At 51.0% G+C, this 16,814-nt stretch carries 14 protein-coding genes; 8 read left to right on the top strand and 6 right to left on the bottom strand.

The annotated features are described in order from the left end of the window. Positions 1 to 6: 6 nt before the first annotated feature. From MFLA_RS08210 to MFLA_RS08190, 4 genes are all read right to left on the bottom strand, one after another. Positions 7 to 696 (bottom strand): PEP-CTERM sorting domain-containing protein, encoded by a 690-nt coding sequence (locus MFLA_RS08210; RefSeq protein WP_229407035.1) that lies wholly within the window; start codon positions 694 to 696, stop codon positions 7 to 9. A gap of 116 nt (positions 697 to 812) precedes the next feature. After that, complete coding sequence (locus MFLA_RS08205) at positions 813 to 1,031, bottom strand: hypothetical protein (RefSeq protein WP_011479822.1); 219 nt, start codon at positions 1,029 to 1,031, stop codon at positions 813 to 815. Between the two features lie 118 nt (positions 1,032 to 1,149). Continuing rightward, the gene (locus MFLA_RS08200) at positions 1,150 to 3,510 is read right to left on the bottom strand and encodes a TonB-dependent receptor domain-containing protein (protein WP_195741980.1); all 2,361 of its coding nucleotides are present in this window, start codon (positions 3,508 to 3,510) and stop codon (positions 1,150 to 1,152) included. Between the two features lie 91 nt (positions 3,511 to 3,601). Beyond that, a complete protein-coding gene (locus MFLA_RS08190; RefSeq protein ID WP_048811639.1) occupies positions 3,602 to 4,249 on the bottom strand; it encodes a PEP-CTERM sorting domain-containing protein in 648 nt (215 codons plus the stop codon). Between the two features lie 286 nt (positions 4,250 to 4,535). Between MFLA_RS08190 and MFLA_RS08185 the strand changes: the two genes are divergently transcribed. Together MFLA_RS08185 and rimO are read left to right on the top strand one after the other, a co-directional pair. Beyond that, complete coding sequence (locus MFLA_RS08185) at positions 4,536 to 5,312, top strand: ZIP family metal transporter (RefSeq protein ID WP_011479819.1); 777 nt, start codon at positions 4,536 to 4,538, stop codon at positions 5,310 to 5,312. A gap of 59 nt (positions 5,313 to 5,371) precedes the next feature. Further along, on the top strand, positions 5,372 to 6,697 hold the full coding sequence (gene rimO, locus MFLA_RS08180) for a 30S ribosomal protein S12 methylthiotransferase RimO (RefSeq protein WP_011479818.1): 1,326 nt from the start codon (positions 5,372 to 5,374) through the stop codon (positions 6,695 to 6,697). 25 nt (positions 6,698 to 6,722) lie between these two features. Here the strand turns inward: rimO and MFLA_RS08175 are convergent, their stop codons facing one another. Both MFLA_RS08175 and MFLA_RS08170 read right to left on the bottom strand, forming a co-directional pair. After that, positions 6,723 to 7,043: a hypothetical protein gene (locus MFLA_RS08175; protein ID WP_052286286.1), complete on the bottom strand. Its 321-nt coding sequence runs from the start codon at positions 7,041 to 7,043 to the stop codon at positions 6,723 to 6,725. A 67-nt stretch (positions 7,044 to 7,110) separates the two neighbouring features. Next, a complete protein-coding gene (locus MFLA_RS08170) occupies positions 7,111 to 7,743 on the bottom strand; it encodes a TetR family transcriptional regulator (protein WP_011479816.1) in 633 nt (210 codons plus the stop codon). A gap of 126 nt (positions 7,744 to 7,869) precedes the next feature. Between MFLA_RS08170 and MFLA_RS08165 the strand changes: the two genes are divergently transcribed. From MFLA_RS08165 to hflX, 6 genes are all read left to right on the top strand, one after another. Next, on the top strand, positions 7,870 to 9,072 hold the full coding sequence (locus MFLA_RS08165; protein ID WP_011479815.1) for an efflux RND transporter periplasmic adaptor subunit: 1,203 nt from the start codon (positions 7,870 to 7,872) through the stop codon (positions 9,070 to 9,072). A gap of 12 nt (positions 9,073 to 9,084) precedes the next feature. Next, the gene (locus tag MFLA_RS08160; protein WP_011479814.1) at positions 9,085 to 12,198 is read left to right on the top strand and encodes an efflux RND transporter permease subunit; all 3,114 of its coding nucleotides are present in this window, start codon (positions 9,085 to 9,087) and stop codon (positions 12,196 to 12,198) included. Beyond that, positions 12,195 to 13,640 (top strand): efflux transporter outer membrane subunit, encoded by a 1,446-nt coding sequence (locus tag MFLA_RS08155; protein WP_011479813.1) that lies wholly within the window; start codon positions 12,195 to 12,197, stop codon positions 13,638 to 13,640. Before MFLA_RS08160 ends, MFLA_RS08155 begins: the two co-directional genes overlap by 4 nt. A 124-nt stretch (positions 13,641 to 13,764) precedes the next feature. Further along, entirely contained in the window at positions 13,765 to 15,168 is a 1,404-nt protein-coding gene (gene gltX, locus MFLA_RS08150; RefSeq protein WP_011479812.1) for a glutamate--tRNA ligase, read from the top strand. A 247-nt stretch (positions 15,169 to 15,415) separates the two neighbouring features. Continuing rightward, a complete protein-coding gene (gene hfq / locus MFLA_RS08145) occupies positions 15,416 to 15,661 on the top strand; it encodes an RNA chaperone Hfq (RefSeq protein WP_011479811.1) in 246 nt (81 codons plus the stop codon). Between the two features lie 22 nt (positions 15,662 to 15,683). Further along, the gene (hflX, locus tag MFLA_RS08140) at positions 15,684 to 16,811 is read left to right on the top strand and encodes a GTPase HflX (RefSeq protein ID WP_011479810.1); all 1,128 of its coding nucleotides are present in this window, start codon (positions 15,684 to 15,686) and stop codon (positions 16,809 to 16,811) included. Positions 16,812 to 16,814: the final 3 nt, after the last annotated feature.

Here is a 16,814-nt window from a genome sequence, read left to right as displayed (position 1 = left end):
TGCTATTTAAGCGTTGTGCTTGCGAGAGCGGCGGCCAGCGAAAGCAAGTACGCCCAAGCCGAGCGCCAGCATACCGTATGTGCTTGGTTCAGGTACGGCAGCCACTGCCACTGTGGCGATTGCTAATTGATCGAGGCTGATGTGGGGACGAGGGTCTGTCCAGGTGAAGGTATAGAGGTCTGTAGCAGAAACATTATTCCACACGAAGTAATATTCACGCTGAGCAGCAGGTTCACCAAACATGATGCCCATCGACACGTTGTATGTTTCGACAGCTGTTGCAGCAACACCATTCAAATAAGCGGTGTCAGAAGCTACAAGCCCCATAGACGCTGCACGTAGGTAGACATCGAACACGCCGGTTGCTGAGCTGGACAGGGATGCACTATAAGAGAGAGGACCACCTTGCCATGTGTAGACGTTTTGAGTACCAGTGATGATGGGGGCGCCGGTAACTGTGAGGGTGCCTACACCACCAACATCAGGTGTGGAATCAATGTACTCGTTGCCACTTACGGAGTCCCAGCCGAACACGTTCCATTCTGCATAATCCACGACAGTCAATCCATCCCAAGGGGATGCGCTGTCCCAAACGTTTTCTGTTGCAAACGCGGAGGCACTGAATGCCAAGCCAGTGGCGAGAGCTAAAGCTGAAAGTTTCATCATGAATCCTTTAATAAAGCGAATGCCATTCAACCCTTCCCCGAGAAGGCGCAGGCATTCAATTCAACATTTAGGCTCACGGACCCACACCGTCGAGCAATCAATGACCGCCATCCTATGAGCAGATGCGGTCATAAAAACCAATTTCACTAATCGGTCATGCCTTGTTGGCCTTTATCTCCAGCACTATTGGCAGGCTGGAAATCCACAACGAAGCGGTACTGCTTGCCGCAATCAATGATGATTTCCTTTTGCCCGCGGCGCAGTAAGCGTATATCGACCTTGAGGCTGCCGTAGCCATCATGCTCAACCAACTCATCCAGCAGGTTGAGCAGGCAGGTTTTCACTGGAGCTTTCGTAGGCAGCATAAGGATAGATTTCTTTCAATTCTTTGAATGATACTTGCATACTGATAGCAACATTAAAACAAATGATAACAATTATCATTGTTTTGCGCAATGGCAACATCACATTTTTATATAAGATTTAGAAGGTTATCTCTGTGATCAGGCGAATGTTGCGACCTGGGCCGCGATTGCCTAAAAGACCCGAGAAATCACCACCGCCATTCAGGTGATAATCTTTATTAGTAATATTTTCACCAATGATTCTGAATGTTAGATTGTCTGTCGGGCTCCAGAAGCCTCCTGCACTGAAAAGCTCATAGCCATCTTGAGTGCCTCCGTTGATGAGCGGGCGCTCTGAAACTTTGCGGTAACTGGCATTGATACCGACCCGAGAGGTGAGCTGAGTTCCAATTGTCAAATTCAGCGTATTGGCTGGTACCCAGGCAATAGAGCTGATATTCCCTGTTTGAGGATTAAAGTATGATCCCCAGGTGCGCGAATAATTGGCTCTGAAGTAACTGTCTTTATAAAATAAGCTCCCCTCAAACTCTGTGCCATTGCGTTTTTCCCATCCATCTTGCGGTACGTAAGTATTTGTCAAGTCATCAATGGAGAAATAGCGCAATAAATGCTTGGTTTCAATGTGGAAATAGGTGAATTTACTCATTAACTGAATATTTTTCCCAAATAAGTTTGGTGTCTGATAATGAACGCCTATTTCGCTAGACTGGGAGCTTTGTATTTTAAATACATCACCGCAAAGAAAATTTGTATCAGGAGTATTGCATCTTCCTTCGCCTGAACTATAAGGAGGGCCCAGTCCTACCTCACCAAGCCATGGTCTGTTAGGAAGCCAGTTTGCCGGTTTTGGCGGAGTGCCTGCGCGGTCGCCGTAAGTAAAATAGTCATTGATCGAGGGGGGGCGGAACCCCTCACCGTAATTTGCAAAGAAAGTCAGGCTATTGGCAATGGCATCAAAAGTCAGCCCCATACTATAGCTGGTATGATCAAAATCGATTTCAGACGATAAGCCTTTCTCGGCCAAGTGACGTTTGACGCGATCTTCTGTTGATGAGATTTCGTACCAGTCCACTCTGACCCCGGGAATAATTCCAAGCCGACCATATTGGATGCGGGATTGAATAAATGCAGCCGTATATGCGTTTTCCCCTGAGGTGCTGGCGGCCCAGAAGCCATCAGCAGGAAATGATTCATTGATATTAGGCCCTTGGCTATCGGTTGTTCTTCTTGTTTCATTTTCCATCGAACGGTACTGCAGCCCGGTAAGCAGGGAAATGCTGAAATTATCTTGCTTATATAGTTGAGCGGTATTAGTCAGCTCTAGTGTAATGCCTTTAACTTTTTGGTCGTGATAATCATTTCCACAGAAGGTGACTCCTTGGAGACCGCATGAGCGATTCCTGCTCATGCCAGGAAGATATGTCTCTAGTACTTTTGTGTGACCAAAGGCAACGGTTGCGGACAAATCTATCCATCGGTACTCAGGGTTCCAATGAGCCGTATGGGCAATGCTTAAATCCTCTATGTCACGAAGGACATTACCAAAGTTCGATAGTCCTGGGTCGCTGGTGAGGGCGTCATATGGCTGCAGTCCGCTTTCCTCGAGTAACGTGACTGAGGTTATCAATTCGAGAAAGTCTGTTGGAAATATCCCTACTTTCAATAACTGGGCCCGTGAGTTGACTTTCGACTGAGGTAACTTGCTGCCATCGCTATGAGTAATATCGTTGGAATTGCGATAGGTGCGGTTATACAGAATATCCACAGCATCTACCGGGCGAGCAAAAGCCAAATAGGAGCGTTGAACCTCGTCATTGTTGCTTGCATAGCCTAGCTTGATGCGTCCGCCATAGCGCCGTCCCGGTTTCAGCAGGTCGGCTGCATCTTTGGTCTTGGCCAAGATGGTGCCGCCTAATGAACCGGAACCGCTGGCGATTTGCGGACCACGCTGCACCTCAATAGACTTGAGCAGGTCTGGTTCTATGAAGGTGCCGCCAAAGCGGTATTTTTCAAACCCTTTAGGGACATTGTCTACACGCACCTGGACATCTTCATTGCTGTTAAATCCCCGGACATTGAATGTCATGCCGCTTGGACGAGGGCCACCTTCAATCGCGACGCCTGGCGTATCGCGAATTGCCTCAAATATCGTTGTGGGTTGTGTTCTTTCTAATTCCTTGGCTTCTATTGTGGTGATGGTCTGGGTTGGGTTAATGGTGATCGCATCTTGCTTGATGCGGGTTGAGCTTACGCCAATCTCGGGCAGGACTGTGGGCGATGCAGTGCTGCTGCTCTTACTGGAAGAGGGAGAGGATGCGGAAGTGTCATTTTCTTTAACGCGTTCAGTAGCCGTTGTGGAGGTATTGTTGGAGTTAGAAGGCGTTGCCCCTGCGGCTGCAAGTACCCCGCCATGAATTATGAGGAATGTAAGCGCGCTCAAGGCTTGCAGATAAAGCTTGGAATGCTGAGTTTGAGCCATATGGTGGATACGAGTAGGCAGAAAAATCCGGCCCAGGTGCATAAATGAAATACACCAGGGCCGGAGTGGATGGGACTAGCGTGAATGCGGCTTATGCAATCATTTTCTTGCTAGAACGGCGTGCTGCAAAGCCTAAAATGCCCAAGCCAAGCGCCAACATGCCGTAGGTACTTGGCTCTGGAACAGCTGCAACAGTTGCCAAAGCCAACTGGTCAAAGCCAGTATGTGGTTTTGCATCAAAGTTGAACACCAGCCACCCGTCTGAAGAAGTGACATTTTCCCATTTCCAGTAGCCTTCCTCCAGATACCCGCCGCCGAAGCCACCAAAATCTTCCACCGCATAGTAGGTCTGAACAAAAGTGGCAGAGACGCCATCCAATGTGGCTAGGCGGTTAAACGTTGAGCCTGTGGTAGCGACACGGAGGTAGACATCAAATGTCTGGCCGATGGCGACGTCAGACAATACAGCCGTATAAGCTGCAGGGCCGCTGAAACTATATAGGTTGCCGCTGCTGGCAACAAAGGCACGGCCTGTTGTTTCATAAATGGCTCCATTGGCGCCGAAGTTGGGGTTGCTATCTGAAGCGCTGCTGAACGTGTGCCATTCTGCATAATCGCTGGTCTCGGCATTCCCCCAAGGGGTTTCTGAAATCCACACATTGTTGATAGCGAACGCTTGACTGCTGAAGAAGGCGCTGCCAGTCAACGCCAAGGCGGCAAGTGTGTTTGTCATTTTCATTGATGTTTTCCTCGCTAGAGAGTGCCTGACGGTCCCTTCCCCGAGAAGGTGCTGGCACTCGATTTCATGCAAAAACCCCACGGACTCTCTCCGTCGGGGCAGGTGGATATTCTCTCTATGAGCAAGAGCGTTATCCGAAGTCATTGCGGCTTTTTCCTGAAGGGGGGAGTTGGAAATGCGCCTGCAACTACAAATAATAATTATTAACATTAAGATAAATGGGTTTTACAAAAAAAGCAAGCCTGCCCGGAAGAAAAAGCAGGGTGATCCCGTATAATTTCGCGCTATGTCCATATTGCTGATGATTATTTTGGTAAGCGTTGCTGGTGGCGTGTTGAGCGTGCTTGCTGCAGCATTTGTTGCGCTCAAGGCAAGAGCCGCCTGGGTGCCTGTATTGATCAGTTATGCCATTGGCGCATTGCTAGGAGCGGTATTTCTTGAAGTTCTGCCGCATGCATTACAACTATCAAGTAGCCTGGAAGCTATGTCCGCTACGGTACTGGTGGGAATTTTGCTGTTCTTCATATTAGAAAAGCTCGTCTTATGGCGACATCACCACGGTAAGGTGGGCGAGGTGCATGAGGGGCAGAGCAATCAGGGGCATGATCACGGGCGTAGCGGATTGATGATCATGATTGGCGATACCTTCCATAATTTCGTGGACGGGATATTGATTGCAGCAGCTTTTCTGGTGGACGTCAGGCTGGGGTTCGTGACGGCGATTGCCATCATTGCTCACGAGATACCGCAGGAGGTCGGCGATTTCTTGATCTTGATGCATTCAGGATATACCAAGCAGCAGGCGTTGCTTTTCAATTTGTTGTCAAGCATGGCCACCCTTGCAGGAGCGCTAGGCGCTTATTTTGCGCTGGGTCTGGTGCAGCATTGGGTGCCCACCATTCTTGGGTTGGCTGCCGCCAGTATGATTTATGTAGCGGTTGCGGACTTGATTCCCAGCTTGCATCGGCGAACGGAACTGCAGGCAACATGGCAGCAGATCGGCCTTATCGGTCTGGGGGTGTCGTCCATATGGCTTGCAGGTGAGTTGGCTGACCGAATTTGATGTTTTTTTGATAGATGATAGGCCTGACTGGGTTTATTTTAATTGGGTTGGATTGATATATGAGTTTGCAAAGTCCCAAGGTTGGTTTTGTGTCACTGGGTTGTCCCAAGGCGTCTTCCGATTCCGAACGTATCCTGACTCAGCTGCGCGCTGAAGGCTATGCCATTTCTGGCAGCTATGACGACGCGGATCTCGTTGTTGTGAATACTTGTGGGTTCATCGATAGTGCGGTGGAAGAGTCTTTGGACGCCATCGGCGAAGCGTTGGCTGAAAATGGCAAGGTCATCGTGACAGGATGCCTTGGCGCGAAAAGTGATGTCGTCAAGGCTGCGCATCCAGGTGTGCTCGCTGTGACTGGACCGCATGCCTTGGAAGAGGTGATGACGGCCGTGCATGCCAATTTGCCCAAGCTGCATGACCCTTATACTGACCTGGTGCCGCCGCAGGGGATACGCTTGACTCCGCAGCATTATGCCTACCTGAAGATTTCAGAGGGGTGTAATCATCGATGTAGTTTTTGCATCATTCCTTCCATGCGTGGCGACCTGGTCAGCCGATCAATTGGCGATGTCATGACAGAGGCAGAAAACCTCGTGAACGCCGGTGTTGCAGAGTTATTGGTCATTTCGCAGGATACAAGCGCTTATGGTGTTGATGTCAAATACCGAACAGGCTTCTGGAATGGGCGCCCGGTTAAGACGCGCATGACGGAGCTGGCGCGTGCGCTTGGTAGCTTGGGTGTCTGGGTACGCATGCATTATGTCTACCCTTATCCGCATGTAGATGAAATCATCCCATTGATGGCGGATGGCTTGATATTGCCTTACCTTGATGTCCCTTTGCAGCATGCCAGCCCGCGCATTCTCAAGGCCATGAAGCGCCCGGCCAGCAGTGAGAACAATTTGGCGCGGATCAATGCGTGGAGAGAAATTTGCCCCGATATCACGATTCGTAGCACCTTTATCGTCGGTTTTCCCGGTGAGACCGATGAGGATTTTGAATGTCTGCTCGAATTCCTGCAGGAAGCTCAGTTGGATCGGGTTGGATGTTTTGCTTATTCTGCAGTGGATGGCGCGGCAGCAAATGCCCTAGACAATCCTGTGCCGGAGCCGTTGAAACAGGAACGCCTGGCGCGCTTTATGGAGGTGCAGGAAAGCATCAGCGCTGAAAAGCAAAGGCGCAAGATTGGTCGTATTGAAACAGTTCTGATTGATGACATAGATGGCGATCAGGCGATCGGACGTACCGCAGCGGATGCGCCTGAGATTGATGGGGTCGTGTATCTGTCAGGTGCGGATGGTTTGCAGCCGGGAGATCTGGTGGAGGCTCAGATCGTCAATTCTGACGGTCACGATTTATGGGCCGCGCCGCCAGCAAGAGATTAAGTCAATAGTGCGGCGGGTGCCCAACTTAGCTGAACAGGTCGGGCATGATAGGGGTGGGGCGCTCCGAGTCTGCGCGTTCTTCCAGAAAGTCAAGAGTATGAGGGCAACGTGTGGGATTGCGAATAGATTTACGCTTCTTGCCGGTAGCATTCATATTGATGTAAGGCGTCTGGCTGATGCGCACATAACCGGATGCGCGTAACTTTGCCAACGTAGTTTCAAATAGGCTCAGCGGATTGTCTATGTTCTGCAGGGTAATGGAGTGTTTTCCAACCTTGAGCACGTTATACATGACAAATTTGCTGCCCGTCTGTTTGCCATAGATCTCGCCGCTGTGAATATCCACGATTTGCCTTTTCCAATACTTTTCCAAATCATATCGTTATGGCTTGAAGTTGACAAGGTTGATGAATTCAACGGCGGGGTTGCGTCATTCTGCGAAACTGAATGTGTTGCTTTATGAAATCTATGGCCTTTGATCGATATCCTAAACCCGAATTGTCCTTGATCCACATATTAAGGACGCCGCCAAAAAACAGTTGAGTATCCATTGCTAATGCGGCAGGATCAAGGTCTGGATGGATTAATCCTTTTTGCTGAGCTTTTTTGTACAGTAGCTGGATTTTGTCTATGAAGCCTTGGCAAGTGATGAGAAGCTGCTGTAGTACGTCGTTGAATTCGCCAACATATTCACACTTCGCCATCATGATTTCATAGGTTTGTCGGGTCGAGGCGTCTTTTTCCAGCGTTTTTATCGTATTGCAGAAAAAATGCTCTATGGATGCTAAGGGGTCTTCTGATTGGTTATCTAATGCCGCAGCATCCAATTGATCGATAAAGGGCAGCATGGCTTGGTCGCGCATGGCCTGGAACAACTCTAGTTTATTGGCGAAATGCCAATAAACGGCACCACGGGTAACTTGCGCATGCGTGGCAATATGCTCCATGGTGGTATGGCTGACCCCTCGTTTAGCAAATACTTCACGCGCAGCAGTGATGATGCGCTGGCGGGTGAGTTCGGCGTCTTCCTTGGTTTTGCGTGCCATGTGCGGTTAAGTTCTTCCTGAAAATAGTTTACATACAAACATGATTGTATATAATATACATTCTTTGATGAATGTAAACAAGTAATTTGTTTACAAGACATGGGGTTATATATGAGGGTGCGCGTAATGAATTCAGTTCATGCCAATGCCATGGTCATGAATTTTGGCAAGAAGGTCGTGCTTGCGATGATGGTGGTCGTTACCTTGGTTTCCTGTGGTAAGGAAGGGCAGCAGGCTGGGCAAGGGGAAGCTCAGGCGTTGCCTGTTACCGTTGTTGAGTTGCAGCCCGCTACCGTTCCTATTTCAGCAGAGGCTGTGGCCCAGACTGAAGGTGCTCGTGAAGTCGAGATCCGGCCACGTGTTGGCGGTATCCTGTTAAAGCGGTTATATGAAGAGGGGGCGCCAGTCAAAGAGGGTCAAGTCTTGTTTCAGATTGATCCAGAGCCATACCAGATTGCGCTAGAGCAGGCGAAAGCTCAGTTGGCGCAAGCCCAGGCAAAGGTTGCGCAGACCAAGCGCGAGGCGGAGCGGTTGAAAGGATTGCTGGAGTCTAATTCCATTAGTCATCGGGAATACGATAATGCCGTCTCTGATGACGATGTAGCCAAGGCATCACTGCTTCAGGCTCAGGCGACTGTACGGGAAGCTGAGCTCAATCTATCCTATACGAAGGTGACAGCCCCTGTCAGTGGTATTTCGGGCCGCTTCCAGTTCTCGGAAGGGGCGCTTGTTTCCGCCAATGAAAGTTTGTTAACTACTGTTGTGCAATTGTCCCCTATCTGGGTGCGTTTCAGCCTGTCCGATAATGACATTCAGCAGCTCGGTGGCCCCGTTACCGAAAAAACGGTGAAAAAAATTACTTTGAAGCTTCCGGACGGTTCCGAATATAACGAGGCTGGCAAGCTCAATTTCGCGGCAAGCCAGATCGATCCTGCGCTTGGTACGCAGCAATTACGGGCGACCTTCGCTAATGCAGATAAAAAATTGCTGCCCGGCCAGTTTGTTCGCGCCAAGGTCGTGGTCGGGGAGCGCGAGGGCGTTTTCCTTGTGCCTCAGTCGGCAGTAATGAATTCGCAGCAAGGCAGGTTTGTTTATGTAGTGGATGAAAATAACCATGCTGTGGTGCGACCCGTGGTGACCGGGGATTGGATAGGTCGTGACTGGGTGATTCTCAATGGCTTGAATGCTGGCGAGAAGGTAGTGGTTGATAACCTAATCAAGATTCGTCCCGGTGCGCCTTTGCAGCCGCACCCTCCTGCCGAAGAAGCTGCCCTTCCTCAGGGAGGGCAGCAGAAGTCCGCAGCCAATATCAGTCGCACATTGGCCTAAGCGAGGACAATCATGACGAGATTCTTTATCACCAGGCCGATTTTTGCATCGGTCGTATCGATCATTATTGTGCTGGCTGGGTTGGCTGCTGCACTCCAGCTTCCCATCGCACAATATCCGCAAATTGCCCCACCGACAGTCATGGTGACAGCCACTTATCCAGGAGCAAGCGCCGAGACTTTGGCCAAGACTGTGGCTGCGCCGATTGAGGAGCAGTTAAGTGGCATCGAGGGCTTGCTTTATTATCAATCCAGCGCTGATTCCAGCGGCACCTTGACTATTACCGTGACCTTTGAAACTGGAACGGATGTAGATCAGGCGACCTTCAATGTGAGCAACCGTGTCAATATTGCTACGCCACGGTTACCTGAAGATGTGCGCCGGACCGGCTTGATCGTTCAGAAGCGGTCGAATGACATTTTGATGGCATTGATGCTAGTGTCTCCGAACAAGACCTACGATCCGCTCTATCTCAGTAATTATGCAACCATTAATGTGTTGGATGAGTTGAAGCGTATCAAAGGCGTGGGCGATGTGACTGTGTTCGGCACCCAGGATTATTCAATGCGGATATGGTTGCGTCCGGATAAGATGGCGCAATTAGGGGTTACTACCAGTGATATTGCCGCCGCAATTGCTTCTCAGAATGCACAGTATGCCGCAGGCCGGATAGGGCAAGATCCAGCACCAGATGATCAGCAAATTGTTTACACCGTGACCGCGAAAGGCCGTTTGATCGAGCCGGAGCAGTTTGCGAATATTATTGTCAAGGCGAATGGTCCACGCGGTGTACTTTATCTTAAGGATGTCGCTCGGATAGAGCTGGGTGCACAGAATTACAATATCCGGACTACTCTACAAGGCCAACCAGGGGTAGGGATACCGGTGTTCCTGCAGACAGGGGCGAATGCACTGGATACTGCCGAGGCAATTAAAGCCAAGATGGAGGAGCTGAAGCAGCGATTCCCCGAAGATATGGATTATCGTATTCCTTACGATACCAGTGATTTTGTGAAGGCTTCGATCGGTGAGGTAGTGCATACGCTAGGAGAAGCCATGATCTTGGTGGTATTAGTGGTCTTCCTGTTTCTGCAGAGCTGGCGTGCCACTCTCATCCCGATCATTGCAGTGCCGATTTCCTTGATCGGCACGTTTGCCGGATTATGGCTGTTCGGCTTCTCGATCAATACATTGACGCTATTTGCCATGGTGCTGGCGATTGGTATCGTGGTGGATGATGCCATTGTGGTGCTGGAGAATATTGAGCGCCTGATGAGCCAGGAAAAGCTTTCTCCTTTGAATGCAGCCATCAAGTCCATGCAGCAGGTTTCCGGGGCTGTAGTGGCCATCGTACTGGTGTTGTGTGCTGTGTTTATTCCCGTGGCTTTCATGGGAGGTATCGCGGGTGAGCTGTACCGCCAATTTGCGGTAACGGTTGCTGTTTCTGTAGTGATCTCAGGGATTGTCGCATTGACCTTGACGCCTGCACTTTGTGCCATTCTGCTCAAGCATGCGCATGGCGAGTCTAAGTTCTTTCGACCTTTCAATCGTGGTTTTGACAAGCTGACAAACTTTTATACATCTGTAGTCGGAGTGACTCTCCGGCATCGGATCATCGGAGCATGCGTGTTCGTGGGCATCATCATTGCGGGGGCTTATTTGTTCCGCACCGTGCCAACAGGTTTTGTGCCTCCCGAGGATCAGGGATATGTAGTGACGGCTGCGATCATGCCCGATGGTGCAAGCCTTTCGCGCACGAGCAAGACGATGGAAAATGTCCGCAAGACCATTGCCGAAGATCCTGCGGTCGCCAGCCAGTTCGTAATCAATGGCTTCGATTTGATTGGTGGTGGTAATAAAACCAGTGCAGCCACGATGTTTGTGCGACTGAAAGACTGGGATGATAGAACCACGACTGCAGAGCAGATTGTGCAGCGCCTGTTTGGCATCGGCATGATGCAGCCAGATGGCATGGCGATTGCATTCAATCCTCCTGCCATTCGTGGCCTTGGTAGTTCTGGCAGTATGGAAATGTATATTCAGAGCCGCGAAGATACTGACCCTATCCATCTTTCAGAGGTGGTGAATAACTTTATGGACGCCTTGCGCAAAGAGCCGCGTTTGACAGGGATCAATACTTTCTTTCGGCCGACTGTGCCACAGCTCGCGATTGAGGTAGATGAAGCCAAGGCGTTGTCTCTGGGCGTGCCGATTGCTGATGTCTACGCTACATTGCAAAGCACGATGGGCACTTTATATGTGAATGACTTCAATCGTTCTGGCCGGACTTATAGAGTGCAATTGCAAGCGGAGCCGGCATATCGGATGAAGCCTGAGGATATCGGGCGCGTCTATGTCAGGTCTGCCGGAGGGGAAATGATCCCCATGTCGGCGCTGAGCAAGGTGAAGGAAATCATTGGTGCCGAGCAGTTGGAGCGCTACCAGGGCCTGCTGGCGGCCAAGGTGATGGGGGGAGGCGCTTATGGCGTCAGCTCGGGTGATGCGATCAAGCTAATCGAGCAGATTGCCAATGACACCTTGCCTTCTGGATACCAATTGGCCTGGACCAGCCAAGCTTACCAGGAGAAGCTCACAGGCAATGCGGCGATCTTCGCATTCAGTTTTGCCATCGTGATGGTGTTCCTGATTCTGGCGGCGCAGTTTGAAACCTGGGCCTTGCCGCTTGCGGTCATCATGGCTGTACCGTTCGCATTGGTAGGTGCCTTGCTGGCTGTGATGTTCAGGGGCATGCCTAACGACATCTATTTCCAGATCGGCTTGGTCACCCTGGTGGGCTTGGCTGCGAAAAATGCCATTTTGATCGTTGAGTTCGCGAGCCAGAAACTGGAAGAGGGGTTGCCGCTCAAGCAGGCGGCCATCGAAGCAGCAAAGCTGCGCTTCCGCCCGATTGTCATGACATCGATGGCTTTCGTTCTGGGTATTGTGCCTTTGGTGGTTGCTTCAGGTGCAGGTGCTGCGGCTCGCCAATCCATGGGAACCGGTGTTTTTGGCGGAATGCTGATGGCTACATTTATTGCGACAATATTCATTCCGATGTTTTTTACCTGGTTGTCCAGTGAAACCAGTAAACGTGTGCATCACGATGATCAAAAGGAAACAGCATGATGTTGCGTCATAAACTGATTTATGCTGCCGTTGCCTTGGCTTTGACCGGTTGCATGGTAGGGCCGGATTACCATCGGCCAGCGACGAAACTGCCAGCCAGTTTTAGTGCTGCTGAAGCTACGCCGGCTTCCGAACAGGCTTCATTAGACCTGGATGCTTGGTGGGAGAGTTTTGAGGATCCGGTGTTGAATGACCTCATGAAAAAGGCATTTGCGGATAATGTCGATATTGCGAAAGCGGTAGCTCGTATAGAGGAGGCTGATGCCGCCTTGCGGGAAGCGGGTGCTGCCTTGTTTCCCCAGATCGACATGACAGGAAATGCAATTCGCCAGAAAGTGACCGAAACCGGGGCCTTCCCGATCTTTCCAGGGGTTCCTGTCATTCGTGAAACATACAACCTGCAGCTGGGCACATCGTTCGAATTGGATTTCTGGGGAAGGCTACGCCGTGCGCGTGAAGCTGCACGTGCCCAGGCATTGGCAACTTATTTTGCCAAGGATACAGTGAGCCTTTCGCTTTCAGGTCTGGTCGCCAGCAATTACCTGCTGTTGCGCAGCTTGGAAGCCCAGATTGCTGTGTCGAGGGAAACGCTGAAAAGCCGGGAGGAAAGCCTGGCGTTGACCAAGCGTCGTCTTGATGGCGGTGTAGCTTCCATCCTGGATGTGCATCAGGCCGAAGTTTCCCACTCCAATCTGGTGGCGCAGCTGGCCGACCTTGTGCGGCAGCGTGAAGTGATTCAACATCAGCTTGCTGTCTTGACTGGGGATTTGGAGCTCAATGTGCCGGTAAGCGGTGATATCCATCAGTTGCCGAGTCCGCCTGTGCCACCTGCAGGGCTCCCGTCTACCTTGCTGGAGGCACGTCCTGACATCCGCGAGGCAGAGCAGGCGCTGATTTCGGAGAACGCGCAGATTGGTGTTGCGAAAGCTGCATTGTTTCCTAGCATTACCTTGACCGCAAATTATGGAGGAGAGAGTGCCAATTTGAACCGGCTGCTGGAATCTCCTTCGCGGGTATGGACAACGGGGCTCGGCCTGAATCTACCAATTTTCAACGCAGGCCGTTTGTCTGCGCGAGTGGATCAGGCGACAGCCAGACAAAAGCAAGCTTTGTCGACTTATCAGAGTTCTATCCAGACAGCATTCAAGGAGGTAAAGGATGCGTTAGTGGCGGTCCGCCAGAGTCGAGAGCGCGAAGAAGCTCTGAAGGTCAGCCAGGAGTCGGCAAAGAAGGCGTTGGAGGTTTCCGAGAATCGCTATAAATCAGGGTATTCGGCCTATCTTGACGTCTTGGATTCGCAACGTGTCTACAATGATGCGGTACTTGCGTTCATCCAGAGTCGCCAGGCACGCTTGACGGCAACAGTTGACCTGTTCAAGGCGCTGGGTGGTGGGTGGAAGACTGCACAGTATGAGCAGCCTGACAGGCACGCGAGCAAATAGTTTGTGTGTGTATGGCCTTGCATTGAGAGACCGTGTTTGTGCCGGTTTCTCAATGTGACTAGGCTTATCATCAATTCTATAGGGCCATGTTAGAATTGCCCGTTTACAACCACCATCATTTCTCATGACAGTTCGTACCCGTTTTGCTCCCAGTCCTACCGGTTTCCTGCATATTGGAGGCGCCCGCACTGCCTTGTTTTCATGGGCTTATGCCCGCAAGCATGCTGGATCTTTTATTTTGAGAATTGAAGATACCGATGTGGCGCGCTCGACACCGGAAGCCGTGCAAGCCATTCTGGATGGTATGCGCTGGTTGGGGTTGGACTGGGATGAGGGCCCGTTTTACCAAATGCAGCGCATGGATCGCTATAAGGTGGTGATCGGAAAACTGCTGGATGAAGGTCATGCCTATCATTGCTACTGTAGCCGCGAGGAGCTGGATGCATTGCGCGAGCAGCAAATGCGGGAAGGCAAGAAGCCCCGCTATGATGGGCGGTGGCGTCCTGAGTCGGGCAAAGTGTTGCCCGCTATACCGGCGGATATTCCTCCTGTCGTACGCTTCAAGAATCCGCGCGCAGGCAATGTCGTCTGGAATGACTTGGTCAAGGGGGAGATCAGCATTGCGAACGAAGAGTTGGACGACCTGATCATTGCGCGGGCAGATGGTACACCTACCTATAATTTCTGCGTTGTGGTCGACGACTGGGACATGGGCATTACCCATGTCATCCGCGGAGATGACCATGTCAATAACACGCCACGCCAGATCAACTTGCTGCAGGCTCTTGGGGCGACCATCCCCCAATATGCCCATCTTTCCATGATTCTCGGAGATGACGGACAGAAACTGTCCAAGCGCCATGGCGCCGTCAGCGTCATGCAATATCATGAAGATGGGTATTTGCCGGAAGCAGTGCTGAATTATCTGGCCCGTCTCGGGTGGTCTCATGGAGACGACGAAATATTCACCATGAGCCAATTCTGTGAATGGTTCGGGTTCGACCATATCACACCTTCTGCAGCCCAATTCAATACAGAAAAGCTCAATTGGCTCAATGCCCACTACATTAAACAGGCGGAGCTAGGGCGTTTGGCAGTGGATATTGCCAAGCGTCTGGCCGATGCCGGCATTCAAGTAAGTGATCGTGTGGATTTGCAGGGAGTGATTGCGCTGTACCGTGATCGCGCCAGTACGCTCAACCAGATTGCAGGCAGTATTGCCTATTTCTACCGTAGGCCCAATATTGAAGCTTCACTGCTGGAAAAATATTTGACTCCTGAGATATTGCCCGTCCTGACTGCCTTGTTAGAGGAGTTGAAGGACATAGAGTGGACGCGGGAAAAACTTCATGAGGTCATTCAGGGGGCTGTTACCCAAAACGCGCTCAAGTTTCCCAAGGTGGCAATGCCATTGCGGGTGATGCTGACCGGCAGTGACCAGTCGCCCAGTATTGATGCTGTGATGGTGCTGTTGGGACAGGAGGAGAGCTTGGCAAGAATGCGATCCGTATTGCAAGTTAACGTATGATAAAAAAGCCTGCCAAACGATAGAACAATTTGGTTTCTCTGTAGTCCTAATCACAAGCTGGCAATGTTCTGTCGCTGCGGCATCGGCGTAGCACTTGTTTTTCAGCCTGTAGGCCCCACTATTGAGAGGCAGGGAATTTGCCAGTCACTGGTGGCAAGCGCTAGCTTGGGGAAAGTTTTTCACGTAAAGTTGCTTTTCAAGAATAAAACTCCCTATATATACAACTACAAGGTAAAGGAGCATCAATATGAGCGTTAAAGGGCAGATGTTACAAGACCCCTTTCTGAATACATTGCGCAAGGAGCACGTGCCTGTTTCGATTTATCTCGTCAACGGGATCAAATTGCAGGGGCAGGTGGATTCCTTTGATCAATATGTCATCCTGCTCAAGAATACCGTCACCCAGATGGTATATAAGCATGCTATTTCCACCATTGTGCCAGGCCGTGCGGTTTCCATTCCCCACGGGCCCACTCCTACGTCCGAAAGTTAATTTTTGTTAAGTATCTGCTCGTATGTTTGATCGGCCAGTCGGTGGAGATGCTTCCGTACTGGTAAGCGTGGATTTTGGCGATCCTGGGTATGAGGAAAGCCTGCAAGAGTTGCGACAGCTCGTTGTCAGCGCTGGTATGTCGATTGCCGGGACGGTGGAAGCACGCCGTCCCAAACCTGATCCCAAGTTTTTTGTCGGTAGCGGCAAGGCGGATGAGTTGCTAGCCGTAGTGAAGACTACCGATGCCAAGGTCGCAGTATTCAACCATGATCTCAGCCCTTCACAGCAGCGTAATCTTGAGCGGTTGCTGGAAGTACGTGTCGTCGACAGGACGGGGCTGATCCTCGATATCTTTGCACTCCGTGCACAAAGCCATGAAGGCAAGCTGCAGGTGGAGCTTGCCCAGCTGGAGCACTTGTCTACGCGATTGGTGCGTGGTTGGACCCATCTTGAGCGTCAAAAGGGCGGCATTGGGGTGCGTGGAGGCCCCGGCGAAACCCAGCTTGAGCTGGACAGGCGCATGTTGCGTATACGCGTCAAGCAATTGCGCGAGAAGCTCGCCAAGCTCAAGCAACAGCGTGGCATGCAGCGTCGTGCCCGTCGGCGTTCCCAGGTTCTTTCAGTCTCTCTGGTCGGTTATACCAATGCCGGTAAATCCACTTTATTCAATAGGTTGACTCAATCCGGTGTCTATGCGGCTGACCAGTTGTTCGCTACCCTGGATACCACCTCCCGTAAACTCTACATTCCTGACGGCGGTCCGGTCGTGATGTCGGATACAGTAGGGTTTATCAAGCATTTGCCTCATGCGCTAGTCGAGGCGTTCGGTGCGACGCTGGAGGAGGCGGTGCAGGCTGACTTACTTCTCCATATCGTCGATGTGGCTAGCGATAGTCGCGATGAGCAAGTTGAGCAAGTTAATCTTGTCCTGTCCGAGATTGGCGCCCAAGATGTTCCGCAGGTGCTGGTGTTGAATCAGATTGATCGTGTTGGAATCCCGCCCGGGCTTGATCGCGACGAATATGGTAGAATTTCGAAAGTGCGTGTTTCTGCCAAGACAGGAGAAGGGCTTGACCTCTTACGTCAAGCTTTGCTTGAACATCAGCAAGGGTTGCAAGATCAGTTGACGCAATCCTATCAAAACGCATAATTT

This window comes from Methylobacillus flagellatus KT (assembly GCF_000013705.1).
Lineage (GTDB): Bacteria > Pseudomonadota > Gammaproteobacteria > Burkholderiales > Methylophilaceae > Methylobacillus > Methylobacillus flagellatus.
The sequence above is the reverse complement of the archived record's forward strand: the minus strand, read 5'-3'. Positions and strand labels throughout refer to the sequence as shown.